Annotated in this window: 17 protein-coding genes; 11 read left to right on the top strand and 6 right to left on the bottom strand. The window is 64.5% G+C overall.

All coding sequences use genetic code 11. The features are described from left to right. Position 1: 1 nt before the first annotated feature. From PDMSB3_RS05820 to upp, 5 genes are all read right to left on the bottom strand, one after another. Complete coding sequence (locus PDMSB3_RS05820) at positions 2-718, bottom strand: nicotinate-nucleotide adenylyltransferase (RefSeq protein WP_051058895.1); 717 nt, start codon at positions 716-718, stop codon at positions 2-4. 49 nt (positions 719-767) lie between these two features. Next, a complete protein-coding gene (hemF, locus tag PDMSB3_RS05825; protein ID WP_007175660.1) occupies positions 768-1,691 on the bottom strand; it encodes an oxygen-dependent coproporphyrinogen oxidase in 924 nt (307 codons plus the stop codon). A 251-nt stretch (positions 1,692-1,942) separates the two neighbouring features. Continuing rightward, positions 1,943-3,241, bottom strand: coding sequence for a phosphoribosylamine--glycine ligase (purD, locus tag PDMSB3_RS05830; RefSeq protein WP_007175659.1), 1,299 nt, complete (start codon positions 3,239-3,241; stop codon positions 1,943-1,945). 261 nt (positions 3,242-3,502) lie between these two features. Beyond that, positions 3,503-4,231, bottom strand: a complete 729-nt coding sequence (locus tag PDMSB3_RS05835) for a YebC/PmpR family DNA-binding transcriptional regulator (RefSeq protein WP_007175658.1) — start codon at positions 4,229-4,231, stop codon at positions 3,503-3,505. 356 nt (positions 4,232-4,587) lie between these two features. After that, positions 4,588-5,238, bottom strand: coding sequence for a uracil phosphoribosyltransferase (gene upp / locus PDMSB3_RS05840; protein ID WP_007175657.1), 651 nt, complete (start codon positions 5,236-5,238; stop codon positions 4,588-4,590). Between the two features lie 288 nt (positions 5,239-5,526). Here upp and PDMSB3_RS05845 point away from each other — a divergent pair, with 288 nt between their 5' ends. The 3 genes from PDMSB3_RS05845 to PDMSB3_RS05855 all read left to right on the top strand — a co-directional run bounded on the left by PDMSB3_RS05845 (position 5,527) and on the right by PDMSB3_RS05855 (position 7,787). Then, positions 5,527-6,306: an SDR family oxidoreductase gene (locus PDMSB3_RS05845; RefSeq protein ID WP_007175656.1), complete on the top strand. Its 780-nt coding sequence runs from the start codon at positions 5,527-5,529 to the stop codon at positions 6,304-6,306. Between the two features lie 69 nt (positions 6,307-6,375). Beyond that, entirely contained in the window at positions 6,376-6,765 is a 390-nt protein-coding gene (locus tag PDMSB3_RS05850; RefSeq protein WP_007175655.1) for a methylglyoxal synthase, read from the top strand. A gap of 47 nt (positions 6,766-6,812) precedes the next feature. After that, on the top strand, positions 6,813-7,787 hold the full coding sequence (locus PDMSB3_RS05855; protein WP_165187403.1) for a quinone oxidoreductase family protein: 975 nt from the start codon (positions 6,813-6,815) through the stop codon (positions 7,785-7,787). 76 nt (positions 7,788-7,863) lie between these two features. Here the strand turns inward: PDMSB3_RS05855 and PDMSB3_RS05860 are convergent, their stop codons facing one another. Beyond that, the gene (locus PDMSB3_RS05860; protein WP_165185374.1) at positions 7,864-9,654 is read right to left on the bottom strand and encodes a tetratricopeptide repeat protein; all 1,791 of its coding nucleotides are present in this window, start codon (positions 9,652-9,654) and stop codon (positions 7,864-7,866) included. Between the two features lie 447 nt (positions 9,655-10,101). On the opposite strand from PDMSB3_RS05860, the gene PDMSB3_RS05865 reads away from it, so the two are divergent. The 8 genes from PDMSB3_RS05865 to sugE all read left to right on the top strand — a co-directional run bounded on the left by PDMSB3_RS05865 (position 10,102) and on the right by sugE (position 19,107). After that, on the top strand, positions 10,102-10,215 hold the full coding sequence (locus tag PDMSB3_RS05865; protein WP_007175652.1) for a hypothetical protein: 114 nt from the start codon (positions 10,102-10,104) through the stop codon (positions 10,213-10,215). After that, a complete protein-coding gene (kdpF, locus tag PDMSB3_RS05870; RefSeq protein ID WP_007175651.1) occupies positions 10,212-10,304 on the top strand; it encodes a K(+)-transporting ATPase subunit F in 93 nt (30 codons plus the stop codon). The genes PDMSB3_RS05865 and kdpF overlap by 4 nt, the downstream gene beginning before the upstream one ends. Beyond that, entirely contained in the window at positions 10,301-12,106 is a 1,806-nt protein-coding gene (gene kdpA, locus PDMSB3_RS05875; protein WP_007175650.1) for a potassium-transporting ATPase subunit KdpA, read from the top strand. Before kdpF ends, kdpA begins: the two co-directional genes overlap by 4 nt. A 52-nt stretch (positions 12,107-12,158) precedes the next feature. Continuing rightward, entirely contained in the window at positions 12,159-14,243 is a 2,085-nt protein-coding gene (kdpB, locus tag PDMSB3_RS05880; RefSeq protein ID WP_007175649.1) for a potassium-transporting ATPase subunit KdpB, read from the top strand. 27 nt (positions 14,244-14,270) lie between these two features. Further along, positions 14,271-14,849: a potassium-transporting ATPase subunit KdpC gene (gene kdpC, locus PDMSB3_RS05885; protein WP_007175648.1), complete on the top strand. Its 579-nt coding sequence runs from the start codon at positions 14,271-14,273 to the stop codon at positions 14,847-14,849. Between the two features lie 257 nt (positions 14,850-15,106). Next, the gene (locus PDMSB3_RS05890; protein WP_007175647.1) at positions 15,107-17,941 is read left to right on the top strand and encodes a DUF4118 domain-containing protein; all 2,835 of its coding nucleotides are present in this window, start codon (positions 15,107-15,109) and stop codon (positions 17,939-17,941) included. Continuing rightward, the gene (gene kdpE, locus PDMSB3_RS05895) at positions 17,934-18,632 is read left to right on the top strand and encodes a two-component system response regulator KdpE (protein WP_007175646.1); all 699 of its coding nucleotides are present in this window, start codon (positions 17,934-17,936) and stop codon (positions 18,630-18,632) included. Before PDMSB3_RS05890 ends, kdpE begins: the two co-directional genes overlap by 8 nt. 154 nt (positions 18,633-18,786) lie before the next feature. Further along, a complete protein-coding gene (gene sugE / locus PDMSB3_RS05900; RefSeq protein ID WP_007175645.1) occupies positions 18,787-19,107 on the top strand; it encodes a quaternary ammonium compound efflux SMR transporter SugE in 321 nt (106 codons plus the stop codon). Positions 19,108-19,238: the final 131 nt, after the last annotated feature.

The raw sequence follows: 19,238 nt of genomic DNA on the forward strand, positions 1-19,238 counted from the left end.
GTTACCGGTGGTACAGATGATGTTGAAGAATATAGTCCCACACCGCAGTGGGGACATGGCTCGCCGCCTGGTCTTGCTGTTCGCCGCCCGCGAGGGCGAGCCGCCGGTTCACCTGCTCGCGCAGATGCGCGCGAATGTCGGTGGCCGAAACGTTGAACGCAAGCGTCGTATCGATCAGCAAGTGGCCGCAGGGCGTGGCTTGCAGAACGTCGGCGCGGGCACGGCGCGCGTCGATTTCTTGAACGACCGCCGGCGGAATCGACGTGAGGTCGAAGCCGGGCCGGGTGGCCGCGCAGATATGGGCAAACTCGAACAGGCGCCGCCAGTCGCGCCAGGTGTCGAGGTGTACCAGTTGATCCGCGCCGATCAGGAGCGCAATGGATGCGTCCTCACCTTCGCGTTCACGCCAGCGTTGCAGCGTGTCGATCGTGTAAGTCGGGCCTTCGTGCTCGATCTCGTCGGTCGCGACACGCACGGTCGTGCCCGGCAGCACCAGTTCGCTCGCCGCCGCGCGTGTCATGGCGAGCCGGTGCACGGCCGGCGACACATCCGATTTCTGCCAGGGCTGGCCGGCCGGCAACAGTACGAGCTCGGTCAGTTGCAGCACGTGCGCGAAACGCCGCGCGAGCGCGAGGTGGCCGTCGTGGATCGGATCGAAGGTGCCGCCGAGCAGTCCGATCCGGCGAGGCAGGGCAACAGGATGAGCGTTCGGCTTCAGGTGAAGATCCTTTGTCGTGACGACTGGAGCGAGGTGCGGGCGCAGCCCGTCACACCCACTCGCGCGGCACGAGAAAATCGCTATAAAGACGCGCTTCCGGCGTGCCCGGTTCGGGCTGCCAGTTGTAGCGCCAGTTCACCACAGGCGGCATGGACATCAGGATTGACTCGGTGCGTCCGCCGCTTTGCAGCCCGAACAGTGTGCCACGGTCGAAGACCAGATTGAACTCGACGTAGCGTCCGCGCCGGTAAGCCTGGAAATCGCGCTCGGCCTGACCGTACGGAATGTTGCGGCGCTTTTCGATGATCGGCAGGTAGGCCTTGAGGAACGCGTCGCCCACGCTCCTGAGCATCGCGAACGATTGATCGAAGCCCGGTGCCGAAAAATCGTCGAAGAAAATCCCGCCAATGCCGCGCGGCTCGTTGCGGTGCTTGAGGAAGAAATACTCGTCGCACCAGCGCTTGAAACTCGGGTACAGGTCCGCGCCATAAGGCTGCAGCGCGTCGCGGCAGGTGCGATGAAAATGCTGCGCGTCTTCCTCGTAACCGTAGAACGGCGTCAGATCCATGCCGCCGCCGAACCAGAATACGGGCTCTTCGCCGGCCTTGGTCGCGATCAGCAGACGCACGTTCATATGCACGGTCGGGCAGTGCGGATTGTGCGGGTGCAGCACGAGCGACACGCCCATTGCTTCGAACCCGCGGCCGGCCAGTTGCGGACGCGCCGCGCTCGCCGAGGCCGGCAAGGCGTCGCCCGCGACGTCCGAGAAGCCGATGCCGGCGCGCTCGAAGAAGTTGCCGCCTTCGAGAATCCGCGTGTAGCCGCCGCCGCGCAGCTTTTCGCCGGGCGCGCGCTGCCAGGCGTCGGTCGCGAACGGCGTGCCGTCGAACGCGCCGAGCGCGTCCGCGATCTGCGTTTGCAGGCCTTGCAGCCAGCTGCGCACGGCTTGTGCGTCGTAGCTCGAATCGGTCATGAATGCAGATGCTGAGGGCGGCACGCTCATCGTGCCGCGGGTTCGTCGTGAGGGCGATGGCCGGGCCCGCGTCAGGTTGCAACCTGCGAAGGCGCGGCCTTGCGGTTTTACGCGCCGGGCGGGACGCTCCCGGCTCCGCTCAGCCACATTGGCCCGGATTGGCCCACATAGTGCGGTGGGCGCCGGTATCGCCGCGAAAACCCGCAGTGTAGCGCCGTTGGCGCCGCACGCGGGTGAGTGGGGTGATGGGCTTAGTGCTTGCCTTCGGTCCTGGCGTCGTGCTTGCGGTTCAACGCACGGTAGCCGATGTCGCGCCGATACTGCATGCCGTCGAACGAGATCTGGTTGATCGTTTCGTACGCGACCGACTGCGCGCTGCGCACTGAATCCGCCAGACCAACCACGCACAGCACGCGGCCGCCCGAGGTGGTCAGCTTGCCGTCCGTCAACGTGGTGCCGGCGTGAAACGTGACCGAATCCGCGGTTTCAGCCGGAATATCGCTGATGCGGTCGCCCTTGCGCGGCGTGTCCGGATAGTTGTAGGCGGCGAGCACCACGCCGAGCGCGGTGCGGCGGTCCCATTCCAGTTCGACCGTATCCAGCGTACCGGCAATCGCCTGCTCGACCACCTTCGAATAGTCGCCCTTCAGACGCGCCATGATCGGCTGCGTTTCGGGGTCGCCCATGCGGCAGTTGAATTCGAGCGTTTTCGGGTTGCCTTGCGCGTCGATCATCAGACCGGCGTACAGGAAGCCGGTGTAGCGGATGCCTTCCTTCTCCATGCCACGCACTGTAGGCAGGATGATTTCGCGCATCACGCGGGCGTGCAGTTGCGGCGTGACGATCGGAGCGGGCGAGTAGGCGCCCATGCCGCCTGTGTTCGGGCCCTGGTCGCCGTCGAGCAGACGCTTGTGGTCCTGGCTGGAGGCGAGCGGCAGCACATGCTTGCCGTCCACCATCACGATGAAGCTCGCTTCCTCGCCGGCGAGGAATTCCTCGATCACGACACGCGCGCCGGCGTCGCCGAGCTTGTTGTCCGACAGCATCATGTCGACCGCAGCGTGCGCTTCTTCCAGCGTTTGCGCGACCACCACGCCCTTGCCGGCGGCGAGGCCGTCAGCCTTGATGACGATCGGCGCGCCCTTGGCGTCGAGATACGCGTGCGCGGCGGCGACGTCGGCGAAGGTTTCGTATTCGGCGGTCGGAATCGCGTGGCGTTTCATGAATGCCTTGGCGAAGTCTTTCGAGCTTTCGAGCTGGGCAGCTTCTCTAGTCGGCCCGAAAATCTTCAGACCGCGCGAGCGGAACAGGTTGACGATGCCGGCCGCGAGCGGCGCTTCCGGCCCGACCAGCGTGAAGGCGATCTGCTCCTGTTCGACGAAATCGGCGAGCGCGGCCGGATCCGTGATGTCGATGTTGCGCAGACGCTCGTCCTGGGCGGTGCCGCCGTTGCCAGGAGCCACGTAGACGAGCTGGACCCGCGGCGATTGCGCGAGCTTCCATGCGAGCGCATGTTCGCGACCGCCGGAACCGACGACGAGTAACTTCATGTGAATCCCCGAGACTTAAAAACCATAAACGGCTGACGCAGCACGCTCAGCCGTGGAATGACAACAAGGTTTGCAGCGAGCCCGCAGCAGCCGCTGGCGGCGCGCAGGGCACAGTGCAAACGCGGGTGGAAGCGCGGTGCCCGATCACACTCAAGCCACACCCACGCCACACTTACGCGCTATCCGCAACGACGCGAGGGCCGGCCGGCGGCGTGGCGCGGTTCGACGGGAACCGCCGCACTACGCGCCGCCGGGGCACGCTCATTCGTCGGCGATCGCGGCGTTTGTATAGACTTCCTGCACGTCGTCCAGATTCTCCAGCGCGTCGAGCAGCTTCTGCATTTTTACGGCGTCCTCGCCGGTGAACTCGACTTCCGTTTGAGGTTTCATCGTCACCTCGGCGAGTTCGGCCTTGAAGCCCGCGGCTTCCAGCGCCGATTTCACCTTCGGGAAGTCGTTCGGCGGGCACAGCACCTCGATACTGCCGTCGTCATTCGTGACGACGTCGTCGGCGCCGGCTTCGAGCGCGGCTTCCATCAGCTTGTCTTCCGGCGTGCCGGGCGCGAACAGGAACTGGCCGACGTGATCGAACATGAACGCCACCGAGCCGTCCGTGCCCATGTTGCCGCCGTTCTTCGAGAACGCATGACGCACTTCCGCCACCGTACGCGTGCGGTTGTCGGTCATGGTGTCCACGATTACCGCCGCGCCGCCGATGCCGTAGCCTTCATAGCGGATTTCTTCGTAGCTTGCGCCGTCCACGCCGCCCACGCCACGCTGGATCGCGCGGTTGACGTTATCTTTGGGCATGTTGGCGTCGTACGCCTTTTCGACGGCGAGCCGCAGACGCGGGTTCGAGTCGATATCGCCGCCGCCCATGCGCGCCGCGACCTGAATTTCCTTGATGAGCCGCGTCCAGACCTTGCCGCGCTTGGCGTCGGCCGCTGCTTTCTTATGCTTGATGTTGGCCCATTTCGAATGACCCGCCATACCTTTCTCCATCGCGCGCGCCAGTGGGGCGCACGCATTGTGCAATTGTCGTTGCGTTTCCGTGGCGCTCGAGCCTAACCACGCCCGGCCGGCCCGGCTAGCGGGACCGCAGTTCGGCAGCGCGGTTGGGGCGGGCGGTGCGGCGAGGCTCCACGCGACAAACGCCGCGCCGGCCTGACAGCCCCGCGAAAGGCGCGGTGCGCCAGGCGGTGGTGCAAGTTGAGCCGCTCTTTGAGCGGATTCGAATTTTATCACGCCGCAAGGGGGCGGCAGAGGGCGAGATAGCTGCAAACGACGTGAAAAGTGTGCGGCGGCGGCCTTTGCAGCGTCGCCGTCGCGCGCTTTTCAGGCCGCTTTCAGTTTTTCGTGCCGAACAGGCGGTCGCCGGCGTCGCCGAGACCGGGAACGATGTACGCATGCTCGTTCAGATGCGAATCGAGCGAGGCGACATACAGCTTGACGTCCGGATGCGCGTTCTGGAACACCTGCACGCCCTCGGGCGCGGCGACCAGCGCGAGGAACAGGATGTTCTCGCCCGCCACGTTGCGGCGCTTGAGCACGTCGACCGCATGCACGGCGGAGTAGCCGGTCGCGACCATCGGATCGCACAGAATGAACACGCGATCTTCGAGGTCCGGCAGGCGCACGAGATATTCGACCGGGCGATGGTCCTCCGCGCGATACACGCCGATGTGGCCCACCCGCGCCGACGGCACCAGCTCCAGCAGTCCGTCCGACATGCCGATGCCGGCCCGCAGCACTGGCACGATCGCCAGCTTCTTGCCGGCGATCACCGGCGCGTCGATCTCGACGAGCGGCGTGGTCAGGCGGCGCGTGGTCATGGGCAGATTGCGGGTGATTTCGTAGCCCATCAGCAGCGTGATTTCACGCAGCAGTTCGCGGAACGTGCGGGTCGAGGTATCCCGGTCGCGCATGTGCGATAGCTTGTGCTGGATCAGCGGGTGATCGAGGATGAAGAGATTGGGAAAACGGCTGTCCTGAGTCATGGCGGGGGGCGCAAGCGGCGGCTAGAGGGATCGGTTCGGCGCACCGCGCTGCCGCAAAACGGCTGGCTGGCGGACGCGCCACGGCGCAAGTTTACCGAAAGAGTGCGCTCCGAAGATACCGGAGATTGCGGCGGCCCGGCACAGTCCGGCACCGATTCTTCTAGAATCGGGGAAACTTCGCCACGAGCGCGCGCCGGGCCTGTCGCTTCGCGCGATGCCGCGACGGAACCGCAAACCCGGTACGGCCGGCGCTTTCTCCCGACGCACAACTTCACGAGGACAACACTGATGGACATGGGAATCGCAGGACGCACCGCGCTGGTCTGCGCGGCCAGCAAGGGACTGGGGCGCGGCTGCGCGGAAGCGCTCGCCGCCGAAGGCGTCAACCTGACGATCGTCGCGCGCACCGCTGAAACGCTGGAGGCGGCCGCCGCGGAGATTCGCAAGCAAAGCGGCGTGGAAGTGAAAACGGTGGCATGCGACATCACCACGCCCGAAGGCCGCGCCGCGGCGCTCGCGGCCTGTCCGCAGCCGGATATTCTGGTCAACAACGCGGGCGGACCGCCGCCCGGCGACTTCCGCAATTTCACGCATGAAGACTGGATCCGCGCGCTGGAAAGCAACATGCTCACGCCGATCGAGCTGATTCGCGCGACCATCGACTCGATGAGCGCGCGCGGCTATGGGCGTATCGTCAACATCACGAGTTCGGCGGTGAAAGCGCCGATCGACGTACTCGGTTTGTCGAACGGCGCGCGTTCGGGGCTGACCGGCTTTGTCGCGGGCCTCGCGCGCAAGGTCGCGCCCACCGGCGTGACCATCAACAACCTGCTGCCGGGGCTGTTCGACACCGACCGCATCGCGGTCACCTTCGCGGCGCAGGCAAAGTCGCAAAACATTTCCGTCGACGACGCCCGCCAGCAGCGCATGAAAACGATCCCCGCTGGCCGCTTCGGCAACCGTGACGAATTCGGCCGTGCCTGCGCGTTCCTGTGCAGTGTGCATGCCGGCTACATCACAGGGCAGAACTGGCTGATCGACGGCGGCGCTTATCCGGGCACGTTCTGAACGGCAGGTGTCGCAGCTTCCTCATCACAACAACAACGACAATCACAACGGTTTCAGGAGTCTTACGTCATGACCACCCGTATTGCGCTGATCGCGCACGATCATAAAAAGGATGACATCGTCAAACTGGCCGGCGAATACGTCGACACGCTCAAGCGTTGCGATATCGTGGCGACCGGCACGACCGGCGGGCGCATTGCCGACGCGCACGGCCTCGCCGTCGAGCGGATGTTGTCCGGCCCGCATGGCGGCGACCTGCAGATCGGCGCGCAACTTGCGGAAGGGCGCGTGGACATGGTGATCTTCCTGCGCGACCCGATGACGCCGCAGCCGCATGAACCGGACATCAACGCACTGGTGCGCGCGTGCGACGTGCACAACATTCCGTGCGCCACCAACATCTCGACAGCGCGAATGGTGCTCGACTCGCTGACCTTACGCCTTACGCAGCAGGTCTGAGATCGCCCTCGCGCCACCACCCAACCACACGCAACCAAGGAGACATGATGGTCAAAGCAATCCGATTCGATAAAACCGGCGGCCCGGAGGTCATGAAGTGGGTCGACGTCGAAGTCGGCGAGCCGGGCGCGGGCGAGATCCGCGTCAGGCAGACGGCGGTCGGGCTGAACTATATCGACGTGTACTTTCGCACGGGGCTCTATCCGTTGCCGTTGCCGGGCGGTCTCGGTATGGAGGCGGCGGGCGAGGTGACGGCGCTCGGCTCGGGCGTGAGCGGTCTGAAGGTGGGCGATCGCATCGCCTACGTGGCGCGCCCGCCCGGCGCGTACGCGCAGGAGCGCGTGCTGCAGGCCGCTCAGGTCGTGAAGGTGCCCGACGCCCTCACCGACGGGCAGGCCGCCTCGGTCATGCTGCAAGGCCTGACCGCGCAATATCTGCTGCGCCGCACGTATCCCGTGAAAGCCGGCGACACGATCCTGATCCAGGCCGCGGCGGGCGGCGTCGGCCTGCTGGTGTGCCAGTGGGCGAAGGCGCTCGGCGCGACGGTGATCGGCACGGTCGGTTCGGATGAAAAAGCGGAAATCGCCACGGCGCATGGTTGCGACCACGCGATCGTCTACACACGCGAGAACTTCACCAAGCGCGTGCGCGAGATCACCAATGGCGCGGGCGTGCCGGTGGTGTACGACTCGATTGGTAAAGACACGTTTACGGGCTCGCTCGATTGCCTCGCGCCCCTCGGCATGTTCGTGAGTTTCGGCAATGCGTCGGGGCCGTTACCGCCGATCGATTCGTCGGAATTCGCCGGACGCGGTTCGCTGTTCTTCACGCGCCCGACGCTGTTTACCTATATCGCCAAACGCAGCGACTACGAGGCGATGTCCACCGAACTGTTCGACGTGCTGGTGTCGGGCAAGGTCAAGACGAGCATCAATCAGCGTTACGCGCTGGCGGATGTCGGCCGCGCGCACGCGGATCTCGAAGGGCGCCGGACTACCGGGTCGACGATTCTGCTGCCTTGAGACGCGGTATGCGGCGAGCGTTTCGTTCGAGGCGCTCCCGTCCGCGCGGCGTGAAAACAAGATTCGAACGGCGTGCTCAGCGATCAGGCGCCGCCGCCTGTTTCTCCAATGCAGCTTTCACCCGCTGGATCACGTCGTCCCAGGCGCCGGGTCGCGTCTGCCTGAAAAGCCGGGCGTTCGGATACCAAGGGGAGTCCTCGCGACGCTCGAGCCAGCGCCAGCAGGCGTCGAACCGCGAGAGAATCCAGACCGGCTTGTTCAACGCGCCGACAAGATGCGCCGTGGACGTGTCCACGGCGATCACCAGGTCGAGGCTTTCTACGATGGCGGCGGTGTCGGCAAAATCGCGGACTTCGTTCATTGGATCGATGGGACGGTATTCGGACGGAATGTCGTTGATTTGCGGTTGGGTCGTTGCGCCTTTCTGCAAACTCACGAACGTGACGCCCGGCACTTGCAGCAGCGGCAGGAAGGCGAGCGCGTGCAGCGAACGACGCTGATCGACGGCATTCGCATCAGGTTGATGCGGGCGTGGATCGCCGGCCCACACAAGTCCGACCTTGAAGCCCGATGCCGGCAGGCGCCGCTTCCAGTGCGCGATCCGCTCCTCCGGAGCCCGCAGATAGGGCATCGAAGCCGGGATCGTATCGAGGGTCGTTTCAAACCGATGTGGCAGGCTCATCAAGAAGCACCAATAGTCGTGCGGCGGAACATCGTGCTGGCCATCCAAAGGAATGCAATGGTCCACGCCTTCGATCAGTTCGAACAGGCTGTGCAAAGCGCGAGGGCAGGCAATACTCAGATTCGCCACGCCGCGCGCCTTCAATAAAGGCAGATAACGGACGAACTGAAGAAGGTCGCCGAGGCCTTGTTCAGGCCAGACGAGTAGCGATCTGCCTTGCAGCGATCCACCTTGCCACTGCGGATAATCGACATTCGGCGTGGGAATGGCGTGCGGTTCCATGCGCGGATCGTAACGAATTTCGTAACGTTGCCATCCCTCGATATATCGGCCTTCCGTCAAAAGATGCTGCGCGAGAGCGTACTGTTCCGATACCGAATCCGGTTCGCGCTCGATCACTTTCCGATAGGCCTCTTCCGCCTCGGCGCGCCGATGGGTCATGCAGAGAATGTGCGCCAGATTGCGAGTGGCGACGCGATGTTCGGGATCGAGGTTCAGCGCGCGGCGAACGAAGGATTCGGCTTCCTCGTAGCGATAGTCTTTCATGAGCGCCACAGCCAGGCCGTTGCACGCTTCGCAATGTTCGGGTTCGAGCTCCAGCACACGACGAAATACGCTTTGGGCTTCCTGATGGCGTCCTGTCTTCAGGAGGACCATGCCGAGATTGTGCTGCGCTCTTTCGCGCCGGGCGTCGAGAAGGAGGGCCCGGCGGCAGTATGGCTCCGCTTCCGGAAAGCGCTCCGCGCCGATCAACAGGCTGGCCAGATTGATCAACGCCGGGACGAAATCGGCATCGTGATCGAGCGCACGACGAAAAGCCGCTTCGGCTTCGTTCCTCCGTTCCGTGTCGGCGAACAGCGTGGCGATGTTGTAATGCGCGGCGGCATAACCGGGCGCGAGCTGGATCGCGCGATGGAGTAGGGCTTCTCCTTCGGTCTCGCGGTGCTGGTCGATCAGCATGTTGGCCAGATTGACCAGATAGATCGAGTTTTCGTCGATGCCGAGCGCGCGGCGAATGAGAGTCTCTGCCTGGGCGAGTTCGCCGCGATCGGCGTAGAGCAGCCCGAGCAGATGTAGCGCGTCGGCGTGGCGGGGATCTTCGGCGAGTACCTGAAGATACGCCTGTTCAGCCTCATGAGGGAGCCCTGATTGATGGGCTTCGAGTGCGGATTGAAACAGCAGCATGGAGAACGGGTTCTTGCAGTAGTGATGACATGGCCATGCCCGGTGAAGGCCCAGAGCCCGATGGCATGAGGTCGAAACGTCAGGTGATTTTTATACACCGTGGTGCCCGCGAGCGCAGGGAATGTGCGTGGCGAATCAACGCAGCGTGGAGCACGCGGGGTTCGATCATTCGCCGCGCCGCGGCATACAGGTGACGCGACGCGGGTTCAGCCGCGGCAAGCAATCCGCCGAGCATAGCCTGGTCGTGTCGAACAACATCTCATTTTTAACGGTGCGATACGGCCGCGGCTGGGTGCGCGCTGAACGTGCGATCAGGCCGTCATCAGCATTTCGCGGTGTCCGCCGCGTTTACGGAATTTTTATACTCCCCACCCCATCTTTGACCAGCCCTTTACGCGGTTCGGCATAACGTTGCACCTATCCAAAGTCCGTGTAATGGAGAACAAAATGGATGTGCTGTATGTCGGGGGGCTGGTGCTGTTCGCCGCGCTGACCTTTGCGTTAATTGCCGGCTGCGAGAAGTTGATGCAGTTCCGCCGTGGCCAGGGAGCGCGCTCATGACCTGGATTCTCTGGTTGTCCGGTGCGGCGACCGCGCTGCTGTTCGTGTATCTGGTCTATGCGCTGTTGCGCGCGGAGGACATTGAATGAACTCGAACAATGTCCTGCAAGCGGGCCTTTTCATCGTCGTGCTGCTGGCAGCCGCGGTGCCTATGTCCCGTTATCTGAGCGCCGTGATGGACGGCAGTTCGCGCGTGGTCCGCTTCGGCGGTCCTGTCGAACGTTTGCTGTATCGCATCGCGGGCGTCGATCCTGCCACCGAAATGAGCTGGAAGCACTACGCGATCGCCACGATCGCGTTCAACACGCTCGGCGTGGCGTTTCTCTACGTGCTGCTGCGCGTGCAAGGCTGGCTGCCGGGCAACCCGCAGCAGTTCGGCCCGATGACCGTGGATGGCGCGTTCAACACGGCGGTCAGTTTCGTGACCAACACGAACTGGCAGGATTACACGCCGGAACAAACCGTCGGCTATCTGACGCAGATGCTCGGCTTCACCGTGCAGAACTTCTTTTCGGCCGCCACCGGCATCGTCGTGGTGATCGCATTGATTCGCGGCTTTGCGCGCCACACCGCGCAAACCATCGGCAATTTCTGGGTCGACCTGACGCGTGTGACGCTGTACGTGCTGCTGCCCATGTCGGCGATCCTCGCGGCGCTGTTGATGAGCCAGGGCGTGATCCAGAACTTCAAGGCGTACGAAGACGTGCCGACCTTGCAGACCACCACCTATGCCGCGCCGAAGCTCGACGCGCAAGGCAATCCGGTGAAGGACGCGAAGGGCAATGCGGTGACGGTCGATACGCCGGTGAAGACGCAGACGCTCGCAATGGGCCCGGTTGCTTCACAGGAAGCGATCAAGATGCTGGGCACCAACGGCGGCGGCTTCTTTAACGGCAATTCGGCCCATCCGTATGAAAACCCGACGCCGTTCTCGAACTTCCTGCAGATCTTCTCGATCCTGATCATCCCGGCGGGGCTGGCACTGGTGTTCGGCCGCATGATCGCGGACCGCAAGCAGGGGGTGGCGGTGCTCGCCACCATGACGATTGCGTTTGCCGTCTGCGTATTCGGCGAGATCAGCGCGGAACAGAGCGGCAATCCGGCTATCGCCGCATTGCATGTCGATCAGTCGGCCAATGCGCTGCAATCGGGCGGCAATGCGGAAGGCAAGGAAACGCGCTTCGGTATCGCGCAGTCGGGCATCTTTACGGTTGCAACCACCGCAGCTTCGTGCGGCGCGGTCGCCAACACGCACGATTCGCTGACGCCGATCGGCGGCCTGTATCCGATGCTGCTGATGCAACTGGGCGAAGTGATCTTCGGCGGCGTGGGTTCCGGTATGTACGGGATGCTCGTGTTCGCGCTGCTGGCCGTGTTCGTGGCGGGCCTGATGATCGGCCGCACGCCGGAATACGTCGGCAAGAAGATCGAAGCGTATGAGATGAAGATGGTGTCGATCGTCGTGCTGCTCACGCCGCTGCTGGTGCTGGTGGGCACGTCGATCGCGGTATTGAGCGACGCGGGCAAGGCCGGCATTCTCAACCCCGGCGCGCACGGTTTCTCCGAAATCCTCTACGCGTTCAGTTCGGCCGCCAACAACAACGGTAGCGCGTTCGCGGGCCTCACCGTGGGCACGCCGTTCTACAACTGGCTCACGGCGATCGCGATGTGGTTCGGTCGCTTCGGCACGATCGTTCCGGTGCTTGCGATTGCCGGTTCGCTCGCCGCGAAAAAGCGCATCGGCGTGACGGGCGGCACGCTGCCCACGCATGGACCGCTGTTCGTCGTGCTGCTGCTCGGCACGGTGCTGCTGGTCGGCGCGCTGACTTATGTGCCTGCCCTCGCGCTCGGTCCTGGTGTCGAACATCTGATGATGATGGGCGCCCATTGAGACCCGCGATGAAAACGGGTGAGCACGCGCAAACGGGAAATTCGAGGATTCAATGACTGAACATAATGCAACCAGGTCCATGTTCGACCCGGCGCTGCTGCGCCCGGCGATCGTGGACTCCTTCAAGAAGCTCACGCCGCGCACGCAGTTCCGCAATCCGGTGATGTTCTGCGTGTACGTGGGCAGCATTCTCACGACCATTCTCTGGATCGCCGCGCTCGGCGGCCAGGCCGAGGCGCCCGCGGGCTTCATTCTCGCGGTCACCTTGTGGCTGTGGTTCACGGTGCTGTTCGCCAACTTCGCGGAGGCGCTGGCCGAAGGCCGTTCGAAGGCTCAGGCCGCGTCGCTGCGCAGCGCGAAGAAAGACGTGATGGCCAAGAAGTTGAACGAGCCGCATCCGAAGTCGCCGATCCGCATTCTGACGGCTTCCGATCTGCGCAAGGGCGACGTCGTGCTGGTCGAGACCGGCGACGTGATTCCGGCCGACGGCGAAGTGGTCGAAGGCGTCGCGTCGGTCGACGAATCGGCGATCACGGGCGAATCCGCGCCGGTGATCCGCGAGTCGGGCGGCGACTTTTCGTCGGTGACGGGCGGCACGCGCGTGCTGTCGGACTGGATCGTGGTGCGCGTCACGGCGAATCCGGGCGAGGCGTTTCTCGACCGCATGATCGCGATGGTGGAAGGCGCGAAGCGTCAGAAGACGCCGAACGAAATCGCGCTGACCATTTTGCTGGTCGCGTTGACGATCGTGATGCTGCTGGCCACCGCCACGCTGCTGCCATTCTCGATGTTCTCGGTCGAAGCCGCGAAAGCGGGTCACGTGGTGACGATTACCGCGCTGGTCGCGCTGCTGGTGTGTCTGATTCCGACCACGATCGGCGGGTTGCTGTCCGCGATCGGCGTGGCCGGCATGAGCCGCATGATGCAGGCGAACGTGATCGCCACGTCCGGCCGCGCGGTAGAAGCGGCCGGCGACGTCGACGTATTGCTGCTCGACAAGACGGGCACCATCACGCTCGGCAACCGCCAGGCTTCGCAATTCGTGCCGGCGCCGGGCTTGACGGAAGAAGCGCTCGCGGACGCCGCGCAACTGTCGTCGCTCGCCGACGAAACGCCGGAAGGCCGCAGCATCGTCGTGCTGGCGAAGCAGCGCTTCAATATCCGTCAACGCGATATGGCTTCGCTGCATGCCGTGTTCCTCGCGTTCACCGCGCAAACGCGCATGAGCGGCGTCGATCTGCCTGGCCGTGAAATCCGCAAGGGCGCGGCCGACGCGGTGAAGAACTATGTCGAAGCGAACGGCGGACGTTTCCCGAACGAAGTCAGCAACGCGGTCGCCGAAGTCGCCCGCCGTGGCAGCACGCCGCTGGTGGTCGCCGAGAAAGGCGAGCAGGGCGCGCGCGTGCTCGGTGTGATCGAACTGAAGGACGTCGTGAAGGGCGGCATCAAGGAGCGTTTCGCCGAACTGCGCAAGATGGGCATCAAGACCATCATGGTGACGGGCGACAACCGGCTGACCGCGGCGGCGATTGCCGCGGAAGCCGGCGTCGACGATTTCCTCGCCGAAGCCACGCCGGAAGCGAAGCTCTCCACGATTCGCGCGCATCAGGCCGAAGGGCGCCTCGTGGCAATGACCGGCGACGGCACCAACGACGCCCCGGCGCTCGCGCAGGCCGACGTCGCGGTGGCGATGAACACCGGCACGCAGGCCGCGAAGGAAGCGGGCAACATGGTCGACCTCGATTCGAATCCGACCAAGCTGATCGAGATCGTCGAGATCGGCAAGCAGATGCTGATGACGCGCGGCTCGCTCACCACGTTCTCGATCGCCAACGACGTCGCCAAGTACTTCGCGATCATTCCGGCCGCGTTCGCCACGACCTATCCGGCGCTGAACGCGCTGAACGTGATGCATCTGGCCACGCCGGCTTCGGCGATCATGTCGGCGGTGATTTTCAACGCGCTGATCATCGTGCTGCTGATTCCGCTGGCGCTCAAGGGCGTGCGCTATCGCGCGCTGGGCGCGGCGATCCTGTTGCGCCGCAATCTGCTGATTTACGGTTTGGGCGGGATCATCGTGCCGTTCATCGGCATCAAGCTGATCGATATGGTGCTGGCCGCGTTCGGTTGGGTCTAAGCGCTTGTTCAAGAGGAATCATTCATCATGAAAAATCTGTTCCGTCCGTTGATCGTGCTGTTCGTGGTACTCGCCGCGCTCACGGGAATGGCCTATCCCGCGGTGATGACCGCTTTCGGTCAGGCAGTCTTCCACGATCAGGCCAACGGCAGCATGCTCGAACAGAACGGCAAGGTGGTCGGCTCGAAGCTGATCGGCCAGCAGTTCGATGCGCCGCAATACTTCTGGGGCCGCCTGTCGGCTACCAGCCCGATGCCGTACAACGCGCAGGGGTCGAGCGGGTCGAACCTCGGCCCGACCAACCCGGCGTTGCTCGACGAAATCAAAGGCCGTATCGACGCGCTGAAGGCGGCCGGCACGGATATGTCGAAGCCGGTGCCGGTCGATCTGGTGACGTCCTCAGGCAGCGGTCTCGATCCTGAGATCAGCCCGGCCGCCGCGGCTTATCAGATCGAGCGCGTGGCCAAGGCTCGCAAGCTCGCGCCGAACGACGTGCAGGCACTGGTGGACCGCTATACGAGCGGCCGTCAGTTCGGCATTCTGGGCGAGGCGCGCGTGAACGTGCTGCAACTGAACCTGGCGCTGGATGAGATGAAGCGCGGCTGAGCGACAAGGCGCAGCGCTTCGCTTTGCAAAGGCGGCGTCCGGGCGACCCCGCCTTTGCCTTTTGACGGCGCGACGGCGAGCGCATGCAGCGGTTGCCGCGCTGAGCTATTGGCGACGATCAGTACTCGTAGTGCCCGCCAGTCGCAGTCGCCGCCATTCGCGGTGGCTCCATGTGCGGAGGCCGCCATTTGCGACTGCGTCGTCTCCGTGCCACCATGCATGAATTGACGCTCGCCCAACGATGAAAACCATTGAGCATGAACCGCCCCGATCCCGATGAGTTGCTCGACAAGCTGCAACGCGACGAAGAAAAACGTCAGCGAGGCAGGTTGAAGATTTTTTTCGGCGCGTCGGCGGGTGTCGGCAAAACCTATGCAATGCTGCAGGCCGCGCGCCGCCGTTACGACGAAGGCGCCGACGTTGTGGTGGGCATTGCCGAAACGCATGGCCGCAGTGAAACCGCGGCGCTGCTCGAAGGTCTCGATGTGCTGCCGCTCGCGCAGATCGAGTATCGCGGCCGCAAGCTCGGCGAGTTCGATCTCGACGCCGCGCTCGCCCGCAAGCCGCAACTGATCCTCGTCGACGAACTCGCGCATTCGAACGTGCAGGGCGCGCGCCATCTGAAGCGCTGGCAGGATGTCTACGAACTGCTCGACGCGGGCATCGACGTCTATACGACGGTCAACGTCCAGCACCTCGAAAGCCTCAACGACGTGGTCGGGCAGATCACCGGCATTCGCGTCTGGGAGACGGTGCCGGACCGCGTATTCGATAGCGCCGACGAAGTTACGCTGGTCGACCTGCCTGCGGAGGAACTGCTCGACCGCATGCGCGACGGCAAGGTGTATTTGCCGCAGCAGGCCGAGCGCGCGGTGCGCAACTTTTTCCGCAAGGGCAATCTGATCGCGCTGCGCGAATTGGCGCTGCGCCGCACCGCCGACCGTGTCGATGCGCAAATGCGCGAGTACCGCGCCGACCGTTCGATCCAGCGCATCTGGCAGGCGCGTGAGCGCTTGCTGGTGTGCGTCGGCCCCGGCCCGGAAGCGCCGATGCTGGTGCGCGCGGCGGCACGCCTTGCCGCCAGCCTGAAGGCCGACTGGATCGCGGTTTATGTCGAGACGCCCGCGCTCCAGCGTTTACCGGATGCGCGCCGCGAGCGCACGCTGAACGCGCTGAAGCTGGCCGCCGAACTCGGCGCCGAAACCGCGACACTGGCGGGCGCCGACGCGGCCACCGCGTTGATCGGCTATGCGCAGGCGCGCAACGTATCGAAACTGGTGGCCGGCGCGTCGGCGCGCACGGGTGTGGAGCGCCGGCTGCGCCGGCCGCTCAGTGAACGTATCGCCGAAAAGGCGGGCGATCTCGATCTCACGCTGATTCGCGCCTCGTCCGAGCGCGACGGCGGCGAGCATCGGCATCTGCTGAACACTACCGCGAACGCATGGCGCGAGGCGTTGAGCGCGGCGCGCGAACGCCGCTCGCCGCCGCGCGCCTATGCTTTCGCGCTGGCGATCTGCGCGGCCATCACGCTGCTCGCGAGCCAGTTGATCGACCATATCGATCTGACCAACCTCGTCATGCTGTATCTGCTCGGCGTGATCTTCGCCGCGGTGAAGCTGGGGCGCGGGCCGGGTGTGGTGTTGTCGTTCATGAGCGTGGCCGCGTTCGATTTCTTTTTCGTGCCGCCGCGCATGTCGCTGTCGGTCTCCGATACGCAGTATCTGCTGACCTTCTTCGGCATGCTGCTGACGTCGCTGGTGATCAGCCATCTCACGTCGAGCCTGCGCCGCGAGGCGAGCGTGGCGCGACGCCGCGAGCAGCGCACCGGTGCGATGTACGCGATGGCGCGCGAACTGGCCGCGGCGTTGACCACGGAGCAGATCGTCGGCATTGGCAGCCGTCATGTGAGCGAGGTGTTCGGCGCGCGCGTCGCGATTCTGTTGCCGGACAGCGTCGATCAGGTGAAGCAGAAGATCGAGGATCCCGACGCGGCGGTCACGCTCGAAGGCGAGATGCTCGATAGCGACGTCGGCCAGTGGGTCTACGATCAGCAGAAGCCGGCCGGCCACGGCACCGACACGCTGCCGGCCGCCGCCGCGCTATACCTGCCGCTCAAGGCGCCGATGCGCACGCGCGGCGTGCTGGCGGTCGTGATGCGCAACGAGGGCGAGCTCGACGTGCCCGAGCAGCAGCGCATGCTCGACGCGTTCGCCGCGCAGATCGCGCTCGCGCTGGAACGGGTGCATTACGTGGACATCGCCCGCGATGCGCTCGTCAACATGGAGTCGGAGCGTTTGCGCAACTCGTTGCTGTCGGCGATCTCGCACGATCTGCGCACGCCGTTGACGACCATCGTCGGTTTCTCGTCGATGCTCGCGCAATCGCCCGACGCGCAGCCCAACGCTGAACTGGTCGAAGCGATTCATGAGGAAGCGCTGCGCATGACCGGCATCGTCACGAATCTGCTCGACATGGCCCGCCTGCAGGCGGGCAGTCTGCAACTGAATCAGCAGTGGACGCTGCTCGAAGAAACCGTGGGCGCCGCGTTGCGCGCGTGCAAGCGCGTGCTGGCGAATCATCCGGTGCAGGTGAAGCTGCCCGCCGATCTGCCGCTCCTGCATCTGGACGCCGTGCTGATGGAGCGGCTTTTCTCCAACCTGTTCGAGAACGCGGCCAAATACACCGCGCCGGCCACGCCTTTGACGATCGGCGCGCAGCGTCTCGACGCGGACGGCAAGTCGTTCGTGCGCGTGACCGTGGACGATAACGGCCCCGGCCTGCCCGCCGGCATGGAAGCGCGCGTGTTCGAGAAATTCACGCGCGGCGAGAAGGAATCGGCCAAACCGGGCATCGGTCTCGGCCTTGCGATCTGCCGCGCGATCGTGGAAGCGCACGGCGGTACAATCGGCGCGCTCAATCGCGTGTCGGCGGACGGCCATGTGGAAGGCGCCCGTTTCTGGTTCACGCTGCCGGTGGAAACGCCGCCCGACGCGCCGGATGCCCTGGAAGACGAAGGCGCCGATGCTTTGACGCATGCCGATTCCGACAGCGAATCAACTCCTAACCCGCTTGCCAAGCCCAGCCATGAGTGACCCCAGCATCACCGTCGTCCTGATCGAAGACGAAAAGCAGATTCGCCGCTTTGTGCGAACAGCGCTGGAAGGCGAGGGCATCGTCGTGCACGACGCCGAAACCGGTAAGCAGGGTCTCGTCGAAGCCGCCACGCGCAAGCCCGATCTGGTGATCGTCGATCTCGGCCTGCCCGACACGGACGGTCTGGACGTCATCCGCGAACTGCGCGGCTGGAGCGAGCTGCCGGTAATCGTGCTGTCGGCGCGCACCCAGGAAACCGAAAAAGTCGCGGCGCTCGATGCCGGCGCGGACGACTACCTCACCAAGCCGTTCGGCGTGTCCGAACTGCTGGCGCGAATCCGCGCGCATATGCGGCGGCGCAATCAGGGCGGTGCGAACGAGTCGCCGCAGGTGCGCTTCGGCACGGTGACCGTCGATCTGGCGCTGCGCCAGGTGAGCCGCGACGGCGCAGCCGTCCATCTGACGCCGATCGAATACCGGCTGCTCGCCACGCTGGTGCGCCATGCAGGCCGCGTGCTGACACACCGCCAGTTGCTGCGCGAGGTGTGGGGGCCGTCGCATGTCGAGAGCCATCACTATCTGCGTATCTATATGGCGCATCTGCGCGGCAAGCTGGAGCGCGACCCGGCGCAGCCGGAACATATCATCACGGAAACCGGGGTCGGCTACCGGCTGGTGGGCGCGGTTTGACGCTGTGTGGGGAATTTGCCACGGCTGGGGGGTCCCGTTGCGGCGAGCCGCTGGCCGTGGCGCTGCGGTGATGTTGGTATAATTTACAGTTCGTAAGGACGACCTTGCGGTTTCACGAACGGGGACGGCCCCATCTGATCATGGAGCTTGTCTCATGTCCTGGATTCTTCTGTTGATTGCCGGTTTGCTTGAGGTTGCATGGGCGGCCGGTCTCAAAACCTCCGAAGGTTTCACCCGTCTCTGGCCTTCCGTGTTCACGGTCGTGACAGCGCTCGGCAGCTTCGCGCTGCTGGCCATTGCCATGCGCCAGTTGCCGCTCGGCACGGCCTACGCGGTGTGGACGGGCATCGGCGCAGTCGGCGCGTTCATCTTCGGAATCGTGATGATGGGCGAGGCGTTGAGCGTCGCGCGGGTCGCCAGCGCGGCGCTGATCGTAATCGGATTGATCGGACTGAAACTGTCTTCCGGGCATTGAGCCTGGCATTCCAACCCGCTGGCGGGCGTATTCGGCGGGTCCGCCGGCACACGGATCGCGCCCGCATGGAGTTCGCCATTTATTCGCCGCTCTGCGTTCTGCGAATTAACGTGGCTATAATGAGACCGAAT

It is taken from the genome of Paraburkholderia dioscoreae (assembly GCF_902459535.1).
Taxonomy (GTDB): domain Bacteria; phylum Pseudomonadota; class Gammaproteobacteria; order Burkholderiales; family Burkholderiaceae; genus Paraburkholderia; species Paraburkholderia dioscoreae.

Excerpts from the sequence above, each read along its gene's own strand:
- hemF (WP_007175660.1), bottom strand. The coding sequence starts at position 1,691 with ATGACCGATTCGAGCTACGACGCACAAGCCGTGCGCAGCTGGCTGCAA.
- purD (WP_007175659.1), bottom strand. The coding sequence starts at position 3,241 with ATGAAGTTACTCGTCGTCGGTTCCGGCGGTCGCGAACATGCGCTCGCA.
- PDMSB3_RS05835 (WP_007175658.1), bottom strand. The coding sequence starts at position 4,231 with ATGGCGGGTCATTCGAAATGGGCCAACATCAAGCATAAGAAAGCAGCG.
- upp (WP_007175657.1), bottom strand. The coding sequence starts at position 5,238 with ATGACTCAGGACAGCCGTTTTCCCAATCTCTTCATCCTCGATCACCCG.
- PDMSB3_RS05845 (WP_007175656.1), top strand. The coding sequence starts at position 5,527 with ATGGACATGGGAATCGCAGGACGCACCGCGCTGGTCTGCGCGGCCAGC.
- PDMSB3_RS05850 (WP_007175655.1), top strand. The coding sequence starts at position 6,376 with ATGACCACCCGTATTGCGCTGATCGCGCACGATCATAAAAAGGATGAC.
- PDMSB3_RS05855 (WP_165187403.1), top strand. The coding sequence starts at position 6,813 with ATGGTCAAAGCAATCCGATTCGATAAAACCGGCGGCCCGGAGGTCATG.
- PDMSB3_RS05860 (WP_165185374.1), bottom strand. The coding sequence starts at position 9,654 with ATGCTGCTGTTTCAATCCGCACTCGAAGCCCATCAATCAGGGCTCCCT.
- PDMSB3_RS05865 (WP_007175652.1), top strand. The coding sequence starts at position 10,102 with ATGGATGTGCTGTATGTCGGGGGGCTGGTGCTGTTCGCCGCGCTGACC.
- kdpF (WP_007175651.1), top strand. The coding sequence starts at position 10,212 with ATGACCTGGATTCTCTGGTTGTCCGGTGCGGCGACCGCGCTGCTGTTC.
- kdpA (WP_007175650.1), top strand. The coding sequence starts at position 10,301 with ATGAACTCGAACAATGTCCTGCAAGCGGGCCTTTTCATCGTCGTGCTG.
- kdpB (WP_007175649.1), top strand. The coding sequence starts at position 12,159 with ATGACTGAACATAATGCAACCAGGTCCATGTTCGACCCGGCGCTGCTG.
- kdpC (WP_007175648.1), top strand. The coding sequence starts at position 14,271 with ATGAAAAATCTGTTCCGTCCGTTGATCGTGCTGTTCGTGGTACTCGCC.
- PDMSB3_RS05890 (WP_007175647.1), top strand. The coding sequence starts at position 15,107 with ATGAACCGCCCCGATCCCGATGAGTTGCTCGACAAGCTGCAACGCGAC.
- kdpE (WP_007175646.1), top strand. The coding sequence starts at position 17,934 with ATGAGTGACCCCAGCATCACCGTCGTCCTGATCGAAGACGAAAAGCAG.
- sugE (WP_007175645.1), top strand. The coding sequence starts at position 18,787 with ATGTCCTGGATTCTTCTGTTGATTGCCGGTTTGCTTGAGGTTGCATGG.